This is a genomic window from Streptomyces sp. NPDC056503 (genome assembly GCF_042794995.1).
In the GTDB taxonomy this organism is placed as follows: Bacteria; Actinomycetota; Actinomycetes; order Streptomycetales; family Streptomycetaceae; genus Streptomyces.
Genome location: NZ_JBHTST010000007.1, coordinates 47,423 through 63,720 on the forward strand (window position 1 = coordinate 47,423; position 16,298 = coordinate 63,720).

Genomic DNA, 16,298 nt, shown 5'->3' on the forward strand with positions numbered 1-16,298 from the left:
GTAATCGGGTCCGAGTAGCAGCAAGCAGCCAGAAGCAATCCCGCCGAGAGGTTCACCCATGGCAGGCGAGACCGTCATCACGGTCGTCGGCAATCTCGTCGACGACCCCGAGCTGCGCTTCACCCCGTCCGGTGCGGCGGTCGCGAAGTTCCGCGTCGCGTCCACTCCCCGCACCTTCGACCGTCAGACCAACGAGTGGAAGGACGGCGAGAGCCTCTTCCTGACCTGCTCGGTCTGGCGCCAGGCGGCGGAGAACGTCGCCGAGTCCCTTCAGCGCGGCATGCGCGTCGTCGTGCAGGGCCGTCTGAAGCAGCGGTCGTACGAGGACAACCAGGGCGTCAAGCGCACGGTCTTCGAGCTGGATGTCGAGGAAGTCGGTCCCAGCCTGCGTAACGCCACGGCCAAGGTCACCAAGACCACCGGCCGCGGTGGTCAGGGTGGCGGCGGCGGCTTCGGCGGCGGCGGTGGCGGTGGCCAGCAGGGTGGCGGCGGCTGGGGTGGAAACTCCGGCGGCGGCCAGCAGGGCGGCGGCGGAGCTCCCTCCGACGACCCCTGGGCCTCCGGCGGCTCTTCCTCCGGCGGCTCCTCCTCCGGCGGCCAGCAGGCCGGCGGCGGCTGGGGTGGCAACTCCGGCGGCGGCTACTCGGACGAGCCTCCCTTCTAGGGCCTGGCCCCGGAAGCAGCTCGTACCCCACACTTCTTGATCACACAGGAGAAACACCATGGCGAAGCCGCCTGTGCGCAAGCCTAAGAAGAAGGTCTGCGCGTTCTGCAAGGACAAGACCGCGTACGTGGACTACAAGGACACGAACATGCTGCGGAAGTTCATTTCCGACCGCGGCAAGATCCGTGCCCGCCGCGTGACCGGCAACTGCACGCAGCACCAGCGTGACGTCGCCACGGCCGTCAAGAACAGCCGTGAGATGGCGCTGCTGCCCTACACGTCCACCGCGCGATAAGGGAAGGGTGACCGAAAAATGAAGATCATCCTCACCCAGGAAGTCTCCGGCCTCGGTGCGGCCGGCGACGTCGTCGAGGTCAAGGACGGCTACGCTCGCAACTACCTGGTCCCGCGCGGCTTCGCGCTCCGCTGGACCAAGGGTGGCGAGAAGGACGTGGCGCAGATCCGCCGCGCCCGCAAGATCCACGAGATCGCGACCATCGAGCAGGCCAACGAGATCAAGGCCAAGCTCGAGGGCACGAAGGTCCGTCTGGCCGTTCGCTCCGGCGACGCCGGCCGTCTCTTCGGCTCCGTGACCCCGGCCGACGTCGCCTCGGCGATCAAGACCGCCGGTGGCCCCGAGGTCGACAAGCGTCGCGTCGAGCTCGGCTCGCCGATCAAGACCCTGGGCTCGCACCAGGTGCTCGTGCGTCTGCACCCCGAGGTTGCCGCGAAGCTCGGCATCGAGGTCGTTGCCGCGTAACGCTGCGCTCAGCAGTTCTGCGCTCGCGCAGAAGGAAGGGCCGTACCCCTCACGGGGCGCGGCCCTTCCGCTGTTTCACGTGAAACACGCGCTTGCGTCCGTTTGCGGCGTTTCACGTGGAACACCGCCCTCGGTCAGCGGGTGGCGCCCGTGACGATCCAGCGGCCGGAGCGCATCCGGTACCAGAGCGTGGCCATCCGGACCACCATCATCAGCGTCATCGCCCACCAGAGCGCGGTCAGCCCACCGTCGAAGACCGGCACGAGCAGGGCGACGGGCGCGAAGACCACCAGGGTGAGCAGCATCGCCCAGGCGAGATAGGGGCCGTCGCCCGCGCCCATGAGGACGCCGTCGAGGACGAAGACGACCCCGGAGACCGGCTGGGAGAGTGCCACGACGAGCAGGGCCGGCAACAGGGTGGACTGGACGGCAGGGTCGCTGGTGAAGAGCGGGATGAACAGCGGGCGGGCGAGGACGAGCAGCACTCCGAGGACCACCCCGGAGACCACGCCCCACTGGACCATCCGTCGGCAGACCTGGCGGGCCCCCTCGGCGTCTTCGGCGCCCAGGTAGCGGCCGATGATCGCCTGGCCGGCGATGGCGATGGCGTCCAGGGCGAAGGCCATCAGGCTCCACAGCGAGAGGATGATCTGGTGGGCCGCGACCTCGGTGTCACCCAGGCGGGCGGCGACGGCGGTGGCGATCATCAGGACGGCGCGCAGCGAGAGCGTACGGACCAGGAGCGGGACGCCGGCCTGGGCCGAGGCCCGGATGCCGGCGGCGTCGGGCCGAAGCGAGGCGCCGTGACGCCGGGCGCCACGGACGACCACGACGAGGTACGCGGCGGCCATGCCGCACTGGGCGATGACGGTGCCCCAGGCGGAGCCCGCGATGCCGAGCCCGGCGCCGTAGACCAGACCGAGGTTGAGGGCGCCGTTGACCGCGAAGCCGCCGACGGCCACGTAGAGCGGGGTGCGGGTGTCCTGGAGGCCGCGCAGGACACCGGTGGCGGCCAGGACGATCAGCATCGCGGGGATGCCCAGGAGGGAGATCCGCAGATACGTGGTGGCGTAGGGGGCCGCGGTGTCGGATGCGCCGAAGACCTCGACCAGCCAGGGCGCCGTGGGCAGGGCGACCGCGACGACGGCGAGACCGAGGATCAGGCCCAGCCAGATGCCGTCGATGCCCTGCCGGAGGGCGGAGGGCAGATCGCCGGCGCCGACCCGCCGGGAGACGGCGGCCGTGGTGGCGTAGGCGAGGAAGACGAAGACGCTGACGAAGGTGGAGAGCAGGGCTCCGGCGATGGCGAGGCCCGCGAGCTGAGGGGTGCCGAGGTGCCCCACGATGGCACTGTCCACCATGAGGAAGAGCGGTTCGGCGACGAGGGCGCCGAAGGCCGGGAGGGCGAGCGAGAGGATCTCGCGGTCGTGTCGGCGCAGTGCGACCTTGGAGCTCGTGGGGGCCTGGGTCATGGAGCCAATCTAATCGTCCACAGGTAAGAGATGCAATGCAATAGCAGTCCTTACTTTTCGGGGGAGCGGGGCTTCGGGTGTGGGCTGTTTGTTCTGATCGGGGCCCTGGCGCAAAAGTTTTTCTCCCCCACAGCCCGTGGATGGAAAAGGTGCAGGTCAGAGCCGTAACGGGGAGGGGGTTATGAGTTTGTCCACATGGCTGTCCCCCGGTCCGTGCACAGGATCCGGCGGCTTATCCACAGCATTGTGGGCTTCACCCACAGAGCCTGTGGATAACCAGATTGGCTGATGCCCCTCGCGGGCCTACCGTGGACCGGCGCCCGACGCGCCAGAACCGGACGCAAAGCCACTCTTTGATCAAGGCCGTGGCGTAAGAAGGAGTGGCGCGGCAAGGTCCGCTGAGCGGACGGGAAGAGGTGGCGGGTGAGCGTTCCCGAGCCCATGGACGACCCTTGGGCAGACGGCGGACCGAGCGACCGGCTGCCCGTCCGCACCCGGGGCGAAGGGCGCGGCGAGGGTCGTGGCGAGGGCCGCGGTCGCGGCCGGGGCCGTGAGGAACAGCACGAGCGCGGCAGCGACGGCCCCTGGGACGGCGGACTCTCCGGCTTCGAACGGGTCCCCCCGCAGGACCTCGACGCCGAGCAGTCCGTGCTCGGCGGCATGCTGCTCTCCAAGGACGCCATCGCCGACGTCGTGGAGATCATCAAGGGCCACGACTTCTACAAGCCCGCGCACGAGACCGTCTTCGGCGCGATCCTCGACCTCTACGCCAAGGGCGAGCCCGCCGACCCCATCACGGTCGGCGCCGAGCTCACCAAGCGCGGCGAGATCAACCGGGTCGGCGGCGCCTCCTATCTCCACACCCTCGTCCAGTCGGTGCCGACCGCGGCGAACGCCTCGTACTACGCGGAGATCGTCCACGAGCGGGCCGTGCTGCGACGGCTCGTCGAGGCCGGTACCAAGATCACGCAGATGGGTTACGCGGCCGACGGCGACGTCGACGAGATCGTGAACTCGGCCCAGGCGGAGATCTACAAGGTCACCGAGCAGCGGACCACCGAGGACTATCTGCCGCTCGGCGACATCATGGAAGGCGCGCTCGACGAGATCGAGGCGATCGGCTCCCGCAGCGGCGAGATGACCGGTGTGCCCACCGGCTTCAGCGACCTCGACTCGCTCACCAACGGGCTCCACCCCGGACAGATGATCATCATCGCGGCCCGCCCCGCCATGGGTAAGTCGACACTCGCCCTGGACTTCGCGCGCGCCGCCTCGATCAAGCACAACCTGCCCAGCGTCATCTTCTCCCTCGAAATGGGCCGCAACGAGATCGCGATGCGTCTGCTGTCGGCCGAGGCCCGGGTCGCCCTGCACCACATGCGCTCCGGCACGATGACCGACGAGGACTGGACCCGGCTCGCCCGCCGCATGCCCGACGTCTCCCAGGCGCCGCTCTACATCGACGACTCCCCGAACCTGTCGATGATGGAGATCCGCGCCAAGTGCCGCCGGCTCAAGCAGCGCAACGGCCTGAAGCTGGTGATCATCGACTACCTCCAGCTGATGCAGTCCGGTGGCTCCAAGCGGCAGGAGAGCCGTCAGCAGGAGGTCTCCGACATGTCGCGTAACCTCAAGCTCCTCGCCAAGGAGCTGGAGCTTCCGGTGATCGCGCTCTCCCAGCTGAACCGTGGTCCCGAGCAGCGCACCGACAAGAAGCCGATGGTCTCCGACCTCCGAGAGTCCGGCTCCATCGAGCAGGACGCCGACATGGTCATCCTGCTCCACCGCGAGGACGCCTACGAGAAGGAGTCCCCGCGCGCGGGCGAGGCCGACATCATCGTCGGCAAGCACCGTAACGGCCCCACGGCCACCATCACCGTCGCCTTCCAGGGCCACTACTCGCGCTTCGTGGACATGGCACAAACCTGATCGTGCCGGGGCGGGGCGCCGGGGCATGATCGTCCGCATGACCTCAGACTTCGAAGCCCTGCTGCCCACCACCGAACGTTCCCTGCTGCATCGCGTGGCCCGCGCCCAGAGCGAGGGCCGCGCGCCGTCGTTCGTGGGCGCCGTCGCCCGTGGGGGAGCGATGGTCTGGAGCGGTTCCCGCAGCTGCGTGGACGGGCACGCCCCGGACGCCGACACGCAGTACCGGATCGGCTCGATCACCAAGGTGTTCACCGCCGTCCTCGTCCTGAGGCTGCGTGACGAGGGGCTGCTCGGTCTCGACGACCCGCTGGAGAAGCACCTGCCCGGCACCGGGGTGGGCGAGGCGACCATCGTCCAGCTGCTCGGTCACACCGCCGGACTCGCGGCGGAGACCCCGTCGCCCTGGTGGGAGAGGACGCCCGGGTCCTCGCGGCCCGAGCTCTCCGACGTGCTGGGGGAGACGCCCGTGCTCCACCCGGCGGGCCGCACCTTCCACTACTCCAACCCCGGATACACCCTGCTCGGTGCGCTGGTCGAGGCGGTGCGCGGGGTCTCCTGGGAGGAGGCGCTGCGCACCGAGATCCTGGAGCCGCTGGGCATGCACCGGACGACGGGGGAGCCGGTCGCCCCGCATGCCGGGGGCTGGGCGGTGCACCCCTGGGCCGATGTGATGCTTCCCGAGCCCTCCGAGGACCTGGGCGTGATGGGCGCGGCCGGCCGGCTGTGGTCGACGGCCGCCGACCTCTGCCGGTTCGGCGTCTTCCTCGCGGAGGGCGACGAGCGGGTGCTGAGCGCCTCCTCCGTCGCCGAGATGCGGGTGCCCGTGGGGCCGCCGGCCGTCGGCGACCCGCTGATGGGGTACGGCCTCGGCCTCCAGGTGGCCCACAAGGAGAGCGGCACCCTCATCGGGCACGGCGGCTCGCTGCCGGGCTTCGTCGCCGGCCTCTGGGTGGACGTCGAGGAGGGCTTGGTCGGTGTGGCCCTCGCCAACGCCACGAGCGGTCCGCTGCCCGGGCTCGTCGCCACCGACCTCGTACGGATCGTGGCGGAGGCGGAGCCGCGGTTCCCCGAGCCGTGGCGGCCGCTGCCCGAGGCGGAGGTGGACCAGGAACTGCTGGCGCTCACCGGTCCCTGGTACTGGGGGACGTACTCCTTCGGGCTGCGACTCGGCGCGGAGCGCGGGGTGGTCCTGGAACCCCTGCGCGGCCCCGGCCGGCGTGCCCGCTTCCAGGCGCTGCCGGAGGGCGGCTGGATCGGGGTCGACGGTTACTACGCGGGGGAGAGGCTGCGCGTGGTGCGCCGCCCCGACGGCAGCGTCAGCCACCTCGACCTCGGCTCCTTCGTCTTCACCCGGGAGCCGTACGAGCCCGGGGACGCGGTCCCGGGCGGGGTGGACGAGAAGGGGTGGCGGGGACTCTGACACCCCCGTGGGACGTGATGGCCCGTGTTTCACGTGAAACACGGGCCATCCTCGGAGAGGTCAGAGGGCCAGCTTGAACCCCACGTGGCTCGCCTCGAAGCCGAGCCGCTCGTAGAAGCGGTGAGCGTCGGTGCGGGTGACGTCGGAGGTCAGCTGGACCAGGACACACTCCAGGCGGCGGGACTCCTCGACGGCCCACTCGATGAGTCGGGTTCCCAGACCGCTGCCGCGCTCCTCGGAGTGGATCCGTACCCCCTCGATGATCGAGCGGGTGGCACCGCGCCGGGAGAGCCCGGGGACGATCGTCAGCTGAAGCGTGCCGACGACGTTTCCGTCACGTGTGGCCACGACGAGGTGCTGGTTCGGGTCGCCCGCGAGACGGGTGAAGGCGGCGAGGTACGGCGCCGGGTCGTCCGGGGACTCGCGCTGGGCGCCGAGGGGGTCGTCGGCGAGCATCGCGACGATCGCGGGCACATCCTCCGCGGTGGCGGGACGGATCTCAAGATCGCTCATGCCCGCAGGGTACGGCCCGGAGGCGGACGCCGAAGGGCGGCCGTCAGACGGCGGCGGTCTCGCCTTCGAGGACGCCGACCAGGGGGGCCAGCTCGGGGTTCTTCGCGGCTTCGTCCAGGGCCTCGCGCAGGGCCCCGTCGTTGGTGGGGCGGGCCTCGTCCAGGAGCTTCTGGCCGGCCTCGGTGACATCGGTGTAGATGCCGCGCCGGTCGGTCGCGCAGAGGTAGCGGGTGAGCAGGCCCCGGTCCTCCAGGCGCGTGACCAGGCGGGTCGTGGCGCTCTGGCTGAGGACGACGGCGTCGGCGACCTGCTTCATCTGGAGGTGCCCGCCGGGGCCGTCGTGCTGGCGGCTCAGCACGTCGAGCAGCGAGTACTCGCGGGCGCTCAGACCGTGGCCGGACTCCAGCGCGCGCTCGATGTGCGACTCGATGCGGCCGTGCAGCAGGGAGAGGGCGCACCAGCGCTGCGCGAGTGCCGTGAGGGCGGGGTCCGTCGCGGTCATGATCTCTCCTTGTCCTGTCCTCGCCGGTGGGTTGCTCGGATCCAGGGTAGTCGATGGGCCGCAATAGTGCGCGTGTGCAACTATTACGGCCCTCTCTTTCGTGCTCTCCCGTGGCGGGAAGCTCAGCCCGCCGCGACGGTCAGCGGGGCGAAGCGCCGGGTGGCGTCGCCGGGGAGGGCCGGGGCGGAGCGGAGCATCATCGCGTTGTCGGCGATCGTGACGAGGCCGTTCTCCTTGAGCCAGCCCAGCAGCTCGGTGTGGCGGACGTCGACGTCGGTGCGGAGCGGACGGTCCGTGGCGGCGGCCAGCGAGGCGACGAGCGCCTGGGCGGTGGCGGTGTCACGGGCGATCAGCGGGCCGACGACATGGGTGTCCATGTTGGGCCAGGCGGCGGCGAAGCCGGTGATCGCCTCGTCCTCGACAGCGACCCGCAGATGGTCGGCGAAGGCCGGAAGGCGGGTGATGAGCGGGGTGCGGTCGAGGCCGAAGATCTCGTGGTCGAGGCGGAGGACTTCCTGGAGGTCGTCGGCGGTGGCGGGACGGACCGTGATCCGCGGCGTGGGCCCGACGCCGGAGAAGTGCCCCTTCACCATCGCGGAGCGGCCGATCTCGGTGAAGCCGAGTCCTTCGTAGAGCGGCTGCCCGTTGGGGGTGGCGTAGAGCGCCAGCGGGGTCTCCCCCGCCTGCTCCATGACGTACCGCATCAGCCGGCGCCCCACACCCTGCCGGGCGTAGCGCTCGGCGACCAGCACCATGCCGATGGACGCGAGGTCGGGGCCGTAGGAGGTGACCACGCAGCAGGTGAGCAGCCCGTCGCCGTCCGGGTCGTCGATGCCGTATCCGGTGCCCGCGGCGAGGAGCAGGCCCCACTTGTGTTCCTCGCGGGGCCAACCGCGGTTCTCGGAGAGGTCGGCGCAGGCCAGGAGGTCGGTGGTGTCGAGGCGCCGGACCGGGAGCTGGGCGAGGGCGGTGGGGGAGATCGGCATGACGGCCAGGCTCTCCGACGGGGTGATCTTCCGTCCAGGGGTTTTCCGTCGGTGTTTCACGTGAAACACCCGCGCGCGCCGAAAGAGTGGAGCCTAGTCCGCAACCCGGTCCTTTGGCCCGAGAACACCGCTTTCCGCCCGAAGCCCCTCCCCCGGCCGCCATGCTGCGAGCACGGAAGCCGGCTGCGTGAGGCGAGGCACATGATGGATGGTCCGACCAGCACGACGGGCGGGACGGGGCCCCGAATATCAGATCCCTCTCCCGATGCGGTGCTCGTCCGCCGCACTCTCGAGGAGATCGCCCCGGTCGCCGACAAGGTGACCTCGTACTTCTACGCGCTGCTCTTCATCCGGACCCCGGCGCTGCGCGAGTTGTTCCCGGCCGCGATGGACGCCCAGCGGGACCGCCTGCTCAAGGCGCTGCTCACGGTCGCCGAGCGGATGGACGACAGCGCCTTCCTCGTCGAGTACCTGGGGCATCTCGGCCGCGGCCACCGGAAGTACGGCGTCGAGGCGGCCCACTATCCGGCGGTCGGCGAGGCTCTGATCGGCGCGCTCGCACGGTACGCGGAGCGGAGCTGGGACGGGGAGACCGAAGCGGCCTGGGTCCGGGCGTACACGGCGATCTCGCAGCTCATGATCGACGCGGCCGCCGAGGACGAGACGAAGGCGCCCGCCTGGTGGCAGGCCGAGGTGGTCTCGCACGACCTGCGGACCCCCGACATCGCCGTGCTCACCCTGCGGCCGGACGCGCCGTATCCGTTCCTGGCCGGGCAGTTCACCACGCTGGAGACGCCCTGGTGGCCGAGGGTCTGGCGGCACTACTCCTTCGCCTCGGCGCCCCGGCCGGACGGACTGCTCACCCTCCACGTGAAGGCCGTCCCGGCCGGCTGGGTCTCCCACGCGCTGGTCCATCGGGCCCGGCCGGGGGACGTGCTCCGGCTCGGTCCGCCGGCCGGCTCCATGACGGTCGATCACGCCACCGACACGGGGCTGCTCTGCCTGGGTGGTGGGACCGGCATCGCGCCGATCAGGGCCCTGGTGGAGGACGTCGCCGAGCACGGCGACCGTCGGCAGGTCGATGTGTTCTACGGCGCCCGCAGCGGCCACGACCTCTACGACATGGACACCCTGCTGCGGCTCCAACGGACCTTCCCGTGGCTCGCCGTCCACCCGGTCACCGAGGCGCAGGGGCCGTTGCCGCAGGCGGTCCGCGAGGCCGGCCCCTGGACCGAGCGGGACGCCTATCTCTCGGGCCCGCTCGGCATGGTGCGGGAGGGCGTCGACGTGCTCCGCGGCTCGGGGGTCCCCTCCGAGCGGATCCGCCATGACTTCCTGACGGAGCTCGCCGCGATGGGGGCCGGGTCAGCCGAGGTCGGGGGCGTGCATGGCGCGAACGCCCTCGATGTTGCCGTCGAGGTAGTGGCGCAGTGAGAGCGGCACCAGGTGGACGGCGGCGATCCCCACGCGGCTGAAGGGCACCCGGACGATCTCGTACTCGCCGACCGGTTCGTCGATCTCGGGACCGTGCCGCAGCCTGAGGTCCATCGACTCCAGCCGGCAGACGAAGAAGTGCTGGACCTTCACGCCGGAGACCCCGCCGTCGACGATGTGCTCGACGGTGTCGACGAAACAGGGGACCACATCGACGATCTTGGCGCCGAGCTCCTCGTGCACCTCGCGGTGCAGGGCCTCGACGACGGTGGAGTCGGAGGGCTCGACGCCGCCACCGGGCGTGAGCCAGTACGGATCCATCCCCGGCTTGGTGCGCTTGATGAGGATGAGGTCGTCTCCGTCGAGCAGGATGGCGCGTGCGGTGCGCTTGACCACGGGCCGTTCGGTCATGGGAAGAAAATGGCCCGTTCCAGCCGGGCTGAAACTCACCGCTCCCCCACGATCCGGAACCGGCCCGGCGCACCGTGACGCACGGGCGCGGTCGGACCGGTTCCGGGGCCGCTTCGGGCCGGGCGGCTAGCCGACGGCCTTGCGGGCCGCGTCGAGCGCCCGCAGCACGTCGGTGATCAGGTCTTCCGGGTCCTCGGCACCGACCGAGAAGCGGACGAAGCCCTCCGCGACGGCGTCCCCGCCCCAGCGTCCGCGTCGCTCGGCCGAGGAGCGCACCCCGCCGAAGCTGGTGGCGTCGTCGACCAGGCGCAGTTCGTCCAGGAAGCGTTCGGCCCTCGCGCGGTCGGCGAGTTCGAAGGAGACCACCGAGCCGAAGCGGCGCATCTGCCGGGAGGCGATCGCGTGCGAGGGGTCCTCCGGGAGCCCGGGGTAGCGGAGCCCGGACACGTCGGGGTGCTCGGCCAGGACCCGGGCGAGTTCCAGGGCGGTGGCGCACTGGCGGTCGATCCGCAGCTGGAGGGTGGCGAGCGAGCGGTGGGCGAGCCAGGCCTCCATGGGCCCCGGGATCGCGCCGACGATCTTGCGCCAGCGCCGTACCTCCGCGGCCCGCCGCGGGTCGCGGCAGCTGACGTGGCCGAGCAGCACATCGCCGTGGCCGGTCATGCCCTTGGTGTCGCTGGCCACCGAGAAGTCCGCGCCCAGTTCGAGCGGTCGCTGGCCGAGCGGGGTGGCGAGGGTGTTGTCGACGGCGACGAGCGCGCCGCCGGCGTGTGCCACGCGGACCAGCCGGCGGATGTCGCAGACGTCGAGGCCGGGGTTGGACGGGGTCTCGATCCACAGCAGCTTGGCGCCGTCGAGCACGTCGAGCTGGGCGTCGCCACCGGTTGGGGCGGTGCGCACCTCGATCCCGTACGCGCGCAGCTGTTCGTGGAGGAGCGGCAGCGCCTGGTAGCCGTCGGTCGGCAGGACGACGGCGTCGCCGGCGGAGAGCTGGGAGAGGAGCACGGCGGAGATGGCGGCCATGCCGGAGGCGAAGACCACGGTCTCGACGCCGGCCTCCGCGGGCGCCTCCAGGGTGCCGATGGCCCGTTCCAGATGGGTCCAGGTCGGGTTCTCGTCGCGGCCGTAGGTGTACGGGCCGGTGGGCTCGCCCGGCAGGTGGAAGTGGGCGGCGAAGACCGGTCCCGGCAGGGTCGGCTCGTGCTTCACGGGCTCGGGCAGTCCGGCCCGCACGGCGAGCGTCCCGTCGCCGGGCCCCTCGCCGGGGTGGTGCTGTTCCTGAGGGCTCAACGGGTTCACGGGGTCCTTTCCTCGATTTCGTCCCCCCGAAGTCCGGCGCGGACGACGGCGAGGAGTCCCTCGCTCGCGGCCTCGGCCATCTCCAGACATTCCTCGAAGCCCTCGCGCCCGCCGTAGTAAGGATCGGGGACGTCCAGCGCGTCCCCCGCGGCGGGGTCGTACGAGCGGAGCAGCCGGATCTTCGCCACCTCGTCGGGGGTACGGGCGAGGCGGCGGAGTTCCCTGACGTGGCCCTCGTCGAGCGCGATCACCAGATCGAGGGCGGGGAACCAGGAGGCGCGGAACTGCCGGGCGGTGTGGGCGGAGGTGTAGCCGTGCTCCTCCAGGACGGCGACGGTGCGCGGATCCGCCGCGGCGCCCTCGTGCCAGCCGCCGGTGCCCGCGCTGTCCACCTCGACCGCCCCGCCGAGGCCGGCCTCCTCCACGCGCGCGCGGAAGACGTGCTCGGCCATCGGGGAGCGGCAGATGTTGCCGGTGCAGACGAAGCAGACGCGGTAGGTCATGGCGGTGGCTCAGTCGCCGTCCGGGAGGAGCACGTTGAGCGCCCACGAGACGACGGAGATGATCAGGCCGCCGGCGACGGCGGTCCAGAAGCCGTCCACGTGGAAGCTGAGGTCGAACTGCTCGGCCAGCCACGAGGTGAGCAGCAGCATCAGGGCGTTGACCACCAGGGTGATCAGGCCGAGGGTCAGGATGAAGAGGGGCAGCGTCAGCAGCTTCACGATCGGCTTGACCAGGAAGTTGACGAGACCGAAGACGAGGGCGACGAGCAGCAGGCTGACGATCGCCTTGCCCGTGATCTCGTCGTCACCGGTCAGCGTGATGCCTTCGAAGAGCCAGATGGCCACCGCGAGGGCGCCCGCGTTGGCGAGCGTCTTGACTACGAAATTCTTCATGTGTCTGATCGTGGCAGAGACGATCGGGCAAAGGGCAGGGGCGAACGGCAGTGAAGGCATTCCGGCTGGACGATCTCGAGGCGGAGCGCCTCGCCAATCAGGGGGCGTACCTCCAGTTCCTGCGCGAACGGAACATGTCGGTGGGGCTGTACGCGCTCGACGCGGGTGAGCTGGACCCGCAGTCGCCGCACGGTCAGGACGAGGTGTACTTCGTGGTGTCCGGGCGGGCGGCGATCACCGTCGGGGACGAGACGACGCAGGTGGCCCGGGGCAGCGTGGTCTACGTGCCGGCCGGGGTGCCGCACCGCTTCCACCACATCAGCGAGGACCTGCGGGTCCTGGTGGTCTTCTCGCCGCCGGAGGCGTGACGGTTCTCCCGGCGCTCCGCCGCCGGGGCCGGACCCCCGGCTCTCGGGGCTGAACCCCTGGTTCCCCTAGGGGTTGGATCAGGGGAGAGCCCGGGCCTCCGAGGCCCCGTCGGGCTGGGGTCCCCGCCTAGCCTTGAGGTGTCGGGGACAGAGGGTTCCGGACGGGGCGTCGAGAGCGAAGGAGAGAGCCATGGCCGTACAGGAGATTCTCGCGGGGCTGCCGTGGTGGGTGAAGTGGATCGCGATACCCGCCCTGGTCCTGCTTGTCTTCGGCGGATTCATCACGAGCGTCCTCACCTTCGTGATCGGCCTGCTGTTCAAGGTGCTGCTGTTCGTCGCGCTGGTGGCCGGACTCATCTACGCCGTACGGAAGTTCGGCACCCCGTCGAAGTCGGATCGCGACTGGTAGCACAAGCTACTGATCGGTATTCAGCGTCTGCCGGGCGTTAGCCCGGCAGAGGGAACGCGCTGGTGGAAACAGGGTGGGGGGCGAGGACAAGCCACTAGAGTGGCAGATCTCCGCCGAGCCGGGGACTACGGGCGTAGATCTCCGGCAGACCAGCGGTTTCCCGCTCGTCCCTGAGGGGTCCGTCCATCGGACCCCATCGGTGTCCCAGGCCCGGCGGGTGCGCGGGGGCGGCCCCCGCGAACGGATGCAGCGCATCCGTTGTCACGCCTGGGGGTGACCTTTGGCCATGGCCACGCAGACAGCTGCGCCGACCCTGATCGGCTCGGTGCAGCGGGCGCTGAGACTTCTGGAGGCCGTGGCCTCCCACGCGGACGGTGCCCCCGCCAAGCAGCTCGCCCGGGAGACGGGCCTTCCGCTGCCCACGACGTACCACCTTCTCCGCACCCTGACGCACGAGGGCTATCTGCTCCGCGACAAGGGTGCGTTCTATCTCGGCGAGGCAGCCGCCCGGCTGGCCGGCGGCGGAGCTGTGCAGAATCGTCGCACCAAGATCGAAGACTCCCTTGCCCACTGGCGGGACGAGATCGGTGTGCCGGTCTATTTCGCGCTCTACCGCGACGGTGAGATCGAGCTGGTCTCCGTGGCGGACACCCCCAACTCCCCCGCGGTGGAGGAGTGGGCCGATTTCCGGGAGACCGGACACGCCCACGCGATCGGACAGTGTCTGCTGAGTCAACTCGATCTGAAATCTCGTCAAGACCACCTCGACCGCCACCCGGTGGAAGCCATCACTCCGTACACGGTGCGTAACCGGCGGATGCTTTTGGAGCGTTTGGGCGGTTTGGGGCGAATGGAACCCCTGGTGGAGCGGCAGGAATATGCGCTCGGCACGGTTTGCGCGGCCATCCCCATCACGGCGGGCTCTACAGCGGCCGCTCTGGCCATTTCTCTACCGCTTCACCAGGAAGAACGGTTGCTCCCAGCAGTCGAGCGGCTACGTACGGAGATCGGAAGCCTCTTCAGTTCACTCGCGTTCTCTATCAGTATCTGAAAAATCACTCCTTGTGATCCGCTAGCGCGTACAGCACGATTGCGTCAAGAGGGCCACGGGGGATCATTCCTGGCCGTTTCGGTCACAGCTTTCAGCAGCTGTGTTTACACAACTGCTCCATCTACTGCGGGGTACATGATGCGAGAGTCGGTTCAGGCCGAGGTCCTGATGAGCTTCCTCGTCTCCGAGGAGCTCTCCTTCAAGATCCCAGTCGAACTGCGATACGAGACCCGGGATCCCTACGCGGTGCGGATGACCTTCCACCTTCCCGGAGACGCACCCGTGACCTGGGCGTTCGGCAGGGAGCTGCTGCTCGACGGGATCAACCGCCCCAGCGGCGACGGTGACGTCCACATCGCCCCGACCGACCCCGAGGGCCTGTCGGACGTCTCCATCCGACTCCAGGTGGGCGGCGACCGCGCCCTCTTCCGCGCCAGCGCCCCGCCGCTGGTCGCCTTCCTCGACCGCACGGACAAGCTGGTGCCGCTCGGTCAGGAACAGGCACTGGGCGACTTCGAGGACAGCCTGGAGGCCGCGCTCGGCCGGATCCTCGCCGAGGAGAGCGCCGGCCCGGCCTGACCGACGCCCTTCGTACGCCTGACGCCGGCGCCCCCTCCGTACGCCTGACGCCGGCACCCGTTCCGTACGGTCGACGCCGGGGCCCGTTCCGTACAGCCGACACCGGCGCCCCCTCCGCACGCCTGACACCGGCGTTCCGCTCCGTACGGTTGCCTGCGAGGCCTGATGCCGTACGGCCGCCGCGCGCGCGTCACTTCGCGCGGCGCCGCCGTCCGCCGCGGCCCGCCGCCCGGCTGCCGGCCTGCTCCGCCGAGGGACGGTCGGCCGACACCACGAGCGCCGCGAGTGCCGTCGTCACCGGTACCGAGGCGACCAGACCGATCGAGCCGACCAGTGTCCGGACGATCTCCTGCGCCACCAGTTCGCTGTTGGCCACCGTCCCCATGCTGCTCTGCGCGATGGTGAAGAGCAGGAGCAGCGGGAGCGCGGCGCCGGCGTAGGCCAGGACCAGCGTGTTGACCACCGAGGCGATGTGGTCGCGGCCGATCCGGATCCCGGCCCGGTAGAGGGCGCGCGGGCCCATGCCGGGATCGGCCTGGTGGAGCTCCCAGACGGCCGAGGTCTGGGTGACGGTGACGTCGTCCAGGACACCGAGCGAACCGATGATCACACCGGCGAGCAGCAGGCCGGACATGTCGATCTCCGGGTAGAGACCGTGGATCAGTCCGGTGTAGTCGTCGGTGTTGCCGCTGAGCGAGGCCCAGCCGATGAAGAAGGAGCCGAGCAGGCCGATCAGCAGCAGCGAGATCAGCGTGCCCAGGACCGCGACCGAGGTGCGGGCCGACAGGCCGTGGCACATGTAGAGCGCGAGCAGCATGATCGCGCTCGACCCGACCACGGCCACGACCAGCGGGTTCGACCCCTCCAGGATCGCGGGCAGGATGAAGAGGGTGAGCACCAGGAAGCTCACGGCGAGCGCGATCAGGGCCATCACGCCCCGCATCCGCCCGACGAGCACGACCGCGAGCGCGAAGATGCCGGCGAGGACCGCCATCGGCACCTTCCGGTTCACGTCCGTCACCGAGTACTGCAGGTCCTTCGGGGCGTCGGGGGCGTAGGCGACCACCACGCCCTGGCCCTCCTCCAGTTGGCGCGGGGCGTCCGGCTGCACGATCTCGGTGAACCGCCGCCCCTTGTCCGGACCGCTGGTGACCTCGATCGTCGCCTTCTCGCACTGCCCCTGCTGACCGTTGACCGCCTCGCGGCCCTGCGGGGTGGAGGTATCGCCGGTGGGCGGCACCTGCGCCGCGTTCACGTCCCGGCAGTCGACCTGCTCGACCGCCACGACCTCGCCCTGTTCGGTCTGCCGGTCGAAGCCGACCCCGGTCCGCTCGTGGGCCGGCGTGCCACCGGGCCAGAGCACCACGAGACCGACGACCACGGCGGTGGCGAAGGGGATGAGGACCGCCGCGATGACTCTTCGCAGATGGCGCGAGACGGGTGCGGCGGGCCCGTGGCTGTGGCTGTGCCCATGACCGGAGCCGTGGCCGGAGCCATGGCCCGGACCGTGCTGACCAGCGCCGGAACCGGCGCCGTGCCCGTGCTCATGGCCGTGCGGATCGGGGGACTGCTGTGAGGAAGTCACCGCCCGATCATCGCAAGAAC

At 70.4% G+C, this 16,298-nt stretch carries 19 protein-coding genes; 10 read left to right on the forward strand and 9 right to left on the reverse strand.

Annotation, left to right across the window (positions count from 1 at the left end):
* Positions 1-58 precede the first annotated feature (58 nt).
* The 3 genes from ACFQ8C_RS03630 to rplI are packed head-to-tail and all read left to right on the forward strand — an operon-like array spanning position 59 to position 1,424.
* A complete protein-coding gene (locus tag ACFQ8C_RS03630; protein WP_383451895.1) occupies positions 59-664 on the forward strand; it encodes a single-stranded DNA-binding protein in 606 nt (201 codons plus the stop codon).
* A gap of 58 nt (positions 665-722) precedes the next feature.
* Entirely contained in the window at positions 723-959 is a 237-nt protein-coding gene (gene rpsR, locus ACFQ8C_RS03635; protein ID WP_005315025.1) for a 30S ribosomal protein S18, read from the forward strand.
* A gap of 18 nt (positions 960-977) precedes the next feature.
* Positions 978-1,424, forward strand: a complete 447-nt coding sequence (gene rplI / locus ACFQ8C_RS03640) for a 50S ribosomal protein L9 (protein ID WP_383451897.1) — start codon at positions 978-980, stop codon at positions 1,422-1,424.
* A 134-nt stretch (positions 1,425-1,558) separates the two neighbouring features.
* Here the strand turns inward: rplI and ACFQ8C_RS03645 are convergent, their stop codons facing one another.
* The gene (locus tag ACFQ8C_RS03645; RefSeq protein ID WP_383451899.1) at positions 1,559-2,896 is read right to left on the reverse strand and encodes an MATE family efflux transporter; all 1,338 of its coding nucleotides are present in this window, start codon (positions 2,894-2,896) and stop codon (positions 1,559-1,561) included.
* Positions 2,897-3,337: 441 nt separating this feature from the next.
* Here ACFQ8C_RS03645 and dnaB point away from each other — a divergent pair, with 441 nt between their 5' ends.
* Positions 3,338-4,825, forward strand: a complete 1,488-nt coding sequence (gene dnaB, locus ACFQ8C_RS03650; RefSeq protein WP_150232879.1) for a replicative DNA helicase — start codon at positions 3,338-3,340, stop codon at positions 4,823-4,825.
* A gap of 37 nt (positions 4,826-4,862) precedes the next feature.
* Positions 4,863-6,245, forward strand: a complete 1,383-nt coding sequence (locus tag ACFQ8C_RS03655; protein ID WP_383451902.1) for a serine hydrolase domain-containing protein — start codon at positions 4,863-4,865, stop codon at positions 6,243-6,245.
* 60 nt (positions 6,246-6,305) lie between these two features.
* Here ACFQ8C_RS03655 and ACFQ8C_RS03660 read toward each other — a convergent pair whose 3' ends face one another.
* The 3 genes from ACFQ8C_RS03660 to ACFQ8C_RS03670 form a co-directional block, all read right to left on the reverse strand.
* On the reverse strand, positions 6,306-6,758 hold the full coding sequence (locus ACFQ8C_RS03660) for a GNAT family N-acetyltransferase (protein WP_383451904.1): 453 nt from the start codon (positions 6,756-6,758) through the stop codon (positions 6,306-6,308).
* A 43-nt stretch (positions 6,759-6,801) separates the two neighbouring features.
* Positions 6,802-7,260, reverse strand: coding sequence for a MarR family winged helix-turn-helix transcriptional regulator (locus ACFQ8C_RS03665; protein ID WP_383451905.1), 459 nt, complete (start codon positions 7,258-7,260; stop codon positions 6,802-6,804).
* Positions 7,261-7,382: 122 nt separating this feature from the next.
* Positions 7,383-8,246, reverse strand: coding sequence for a GNAT family N-acetyltransferase (locus tag ACFQ8C_RS03670; RefSeq protein ID WP_383451907.1), 864 nt, complete (start codon positions 8,244-8,246; stop codon positions 7,383-7,385).
* A gap of 201 nt (positions 8,247-8,447) precedes the next feature.
* Here ACFQ8C_RS03670 and ACFQ8C_RS03675 point away from each other — a divergent pair, with 201 nt between their 5' ends.
* Positions 8,448-9,680, forward strand: a complete 1,233-nt coding sequence (locus ACFQ8C_RS03675) for a globin domain-containing protein (RefSeq protein ID WP_383451910.1) — start codon at positions 8,448-8,450, stop codon at positions 9,678-9,680.
* Here the strand turns inward: ACFQ8C_RS03675 and ACFQ8C_RS03680 are convergent.
* From ACFQ8C_RS03680 to ACFQ8C_RS03695, 4 genes are all read right to left on the reverse strand, one after another.
* Positions 9,612-10,091 carry an NUDIX domain-containing protein gene (locus ACFQ8C_RS03680; protein ID WP_383451912.1) on the reverse strand — a complete coding sequence of 160 codons (480 nt, stop codon included), beginning with the start codon at positions 10,089-10,091 and terminating at the stop codon, positions 9,612-9,614. The two genes, ACFQ8C_RS03675 and ACFQ8C_RS03680, sit on opposite strands and share 69 nt — an antisense overlap.
* A gap of 126 nt (positions 10,092-10,217) precedes the next feature.
* Positions 10,218-11,390: a cystathionine gamma-lyase gene (locus ACFQ8C_RS03685; RefSeq protein WP_383451913.1), complete on the reverse strand. Its 1,173-nt coding sequence runs from the start codon at positions 11,388-11,390 to the stop codon at positions 10,218-10,220.
* Positions 11,387-11,893, reverse strand: a complete 507-nt coding sequence (locus ACFQ8C_RS03690; protein WP_383451915.1) for a low molecular weight protein-tyrosine-phosphatase — start codon at positions 11,891-11,893, stop codon at positions 11,387-11,389. The genes ACFQ8C_RS03685 and ACFQ8C_RS03690 overlap by 4 nt, the downstream gene beginning before the upstream one ends.
* Before the next feature lie 9 nt (positions 11,894-11,902).
* The gene (locus ACFQ8C_RS03695) at positions 11,903-12,286 is read right to left on the reverse strand and encodes a phage holin family protein (protein WP_383451917.1); all 384 of its coding nucleotides are present in this window, start codon (positions 12,284-12,286) and stop codon (positions 11,903-11,905) included.
* A 50-nt stretch (positions 12,287-12,336) separates the two neighbouring features.
* Between ACFQ8C_RS03695 and ACFQ8C_RS03700 the strand changes: the two genes are divergently transcribed.
* From ACFQ8C_RS03700 to ACFQ8C_RS03715, 4 genes are all read left to right on the forward strand, one after another.
* The gene (locus ACFQ8C_RS03700) at positions 12,337-12,654 is read left to right on the forward strand and encodes a cupin domain-containing protein (RefSeq protein ID WP_031003164.1); all 318 of its coding nucleotides are present in this window, start codon (positions 12,337-12,339) and stop codon (positions 12,652-12,654) included.
* Positions 12,655-12,844: 190 nt separating this feature from the next.
* Complete coding sequence (locus ACFQ8C_RS03705) at positions 12,845-13,063, forward strand: DUF5326 family protein (RefSeq protein ID WP_383451919.1); 219 nt, start codon at positions 12,845-12,847, stop codon at positions 13,061-13,063.
* Between the two features lie 286 nt (positions 13,064-13,349).
* Positions 13,350-14,114, forward strand: coding sequence for an IclR family transcriptional regulator (locus tag ACFQ8C_RS03710; protein ID WP_383451921.1), 765 nt, complete (start codon positions 13,350-13,352; stop codon positions 14,112-14,114).
* Positions 14,115-14,252: 138 nt separating this feature from the next.
* Positions 14,253-14,693 (forward strand): SsgA family sporulation/cell division regulator, encoded by a 441-nt coding sequence (locus ACFQ8C_RS03715; RefSeq protein WP_030753939.1) that lies wholly within the window; start codon positions 14,253-14,255, stop codon positions 14,691-14,693.
* Positions 14,694-14,883: 190 nt separating this feature from the next.
* On the opposite strand, the gene ACFQ8C_RS03720 is transcribed toward ACFQ8C_RS03715, so the two are convergent.
* Positions 14,884-16,278, reverse strand: coding sequence for a YibE/F family protein (locus ACFQ8C_RS03720; RefSeq protein WP_383451922.1), 1,395 nt, complete (start codon positions 16,276-16,278; stop codon positions 14,884-14,886).
* Positions 16,279-16,298: the final 20 nt, after the last annotated feature.

What these genes read in the sequence shown, in the direction of transcription:
- ACFQ8C_RS03690 (WP_383451915.1), bottom strand. Translation starts at nt 11,893, where the DNA reads ATGACCTACCGCGTCTGCTTCGTCTGCACCGGCAACATCTGCCGCTCC.
- ACFQ8C_RS03705 (WP_383451919.1), top strand. Translation starts at nt 12,845, where the DNA reads ATGGCCGTACAGGAGATTCTCGCGGGGCTGCCGTGGTGGGTGAAGTGG.
- dnaB (WP_150232879.1), top strand. Translation starts at nt 3,338, where the DNA reads ATGGACGACCCTTGGGCAGACGGCGGACCGAGCGACCGGCTGCCCGTC.
- ACFQ8C_RS03670 (WP_383451907.1), bottom strand. Translation starts at nt 8,246, where the DNA reads ATGCCGATCTCCCCCACCGCCCTCGCCCAGCTCCCGGTCCGGCGCCTC.
- ACFQ8C_RS03630 (WP_383451895.1), top strand. Translation starts at nt 59, where the DNA reads ATGGCAGGCGAGACCGTCATCACGGTCGTCGGCAATCTCGTCGACGAC.
- rpsR (WP_005315025.1), top strand. Translation starts at nt 723, where the DNA reads ATGGCGAAGCCGCCTGTGCGCAAGCCTAAGAAGAAGGTCTGCGCGTTC.
- rplI (WP_383451897.1), top strand. Translation starts at nt 978, where the DNA reads ATGAAGATCATCCTCACCCAGGAAGTCTCCGGCCTCGGTGCGGCCGGC.
- ACFQ8C_RS03695 (WP_383451917.1), bottom strand. Translation starts at nt 12,286, where the DNA reads ATGAAGAATTTCGTAGTCAAGACGCTCGCCAACGCGGGCGCCCTCGCG.
- ACFQ8C_RS03675 (WP_383451910.1), top strand. Translation starts at nt 8,448, where the DNA reads ATGATGGATGGTCCGACCAGCACGACGGGCGGGACGGGGCCCCGAATA.
- ACFQ8C_RS03710 (WP_383451921.1), top strand. Translation starts at nt 13,350, where the DNA reads ATGGCCACGCAGACAGCTGCGCCGACCCTGATCGGCTCGGTGCAGCGG.
- ACFQ8C_RS03665 (WP_383451905.1), bottom strand. Translation starts at nt 7,260, where the DNA reads ATGACCGCGACGGACCCCGCCCTCACGGCACTCGCGCAGCGCTGGTGC.
- ACFQ8C_RS03680 (WP_383451912.1), bottom strand. Translation starts at nt 10,091, where the DNA reads ATGACCGAACGGCCCGTGGTCAAGCGCACCGCACGCGCCATCCTGCTC.
- ACFQ8C_RS03645 (WP_383451899.1), bottom strand. Translation starts at nt 2,896, where the DNA reads ATGACCCAGGCCCCCACGAGCTCCAAGGTCGCACTGCGCCGACACGAC.
- ACFQ8C_RS03655 (WP_383451902.1), top strand. Translation starts at nt 4,863, where the DNA reads ATGACCTCAGACTTCGAAGCCCTGCTGCCCACCACCGAACGTTCCCTG.
- ACFQ8C_RS03715 (WP_030753939.1), top strand. Translation starts at nt 14,253, where the DNA reads ATGCGAGAGTCGGTTCAGGCCGAGGTCCTGATGAGCTTCCTCGTCTCC.
- ACFQ8C_RS03660 (WP_383451904.1), bottom strand. Translation starts at nt 6,758, where the DNA reads ATGAGCGATCTTGAGATCCGTCCCGCCACCGCGGAGGATGTGCCCGCG.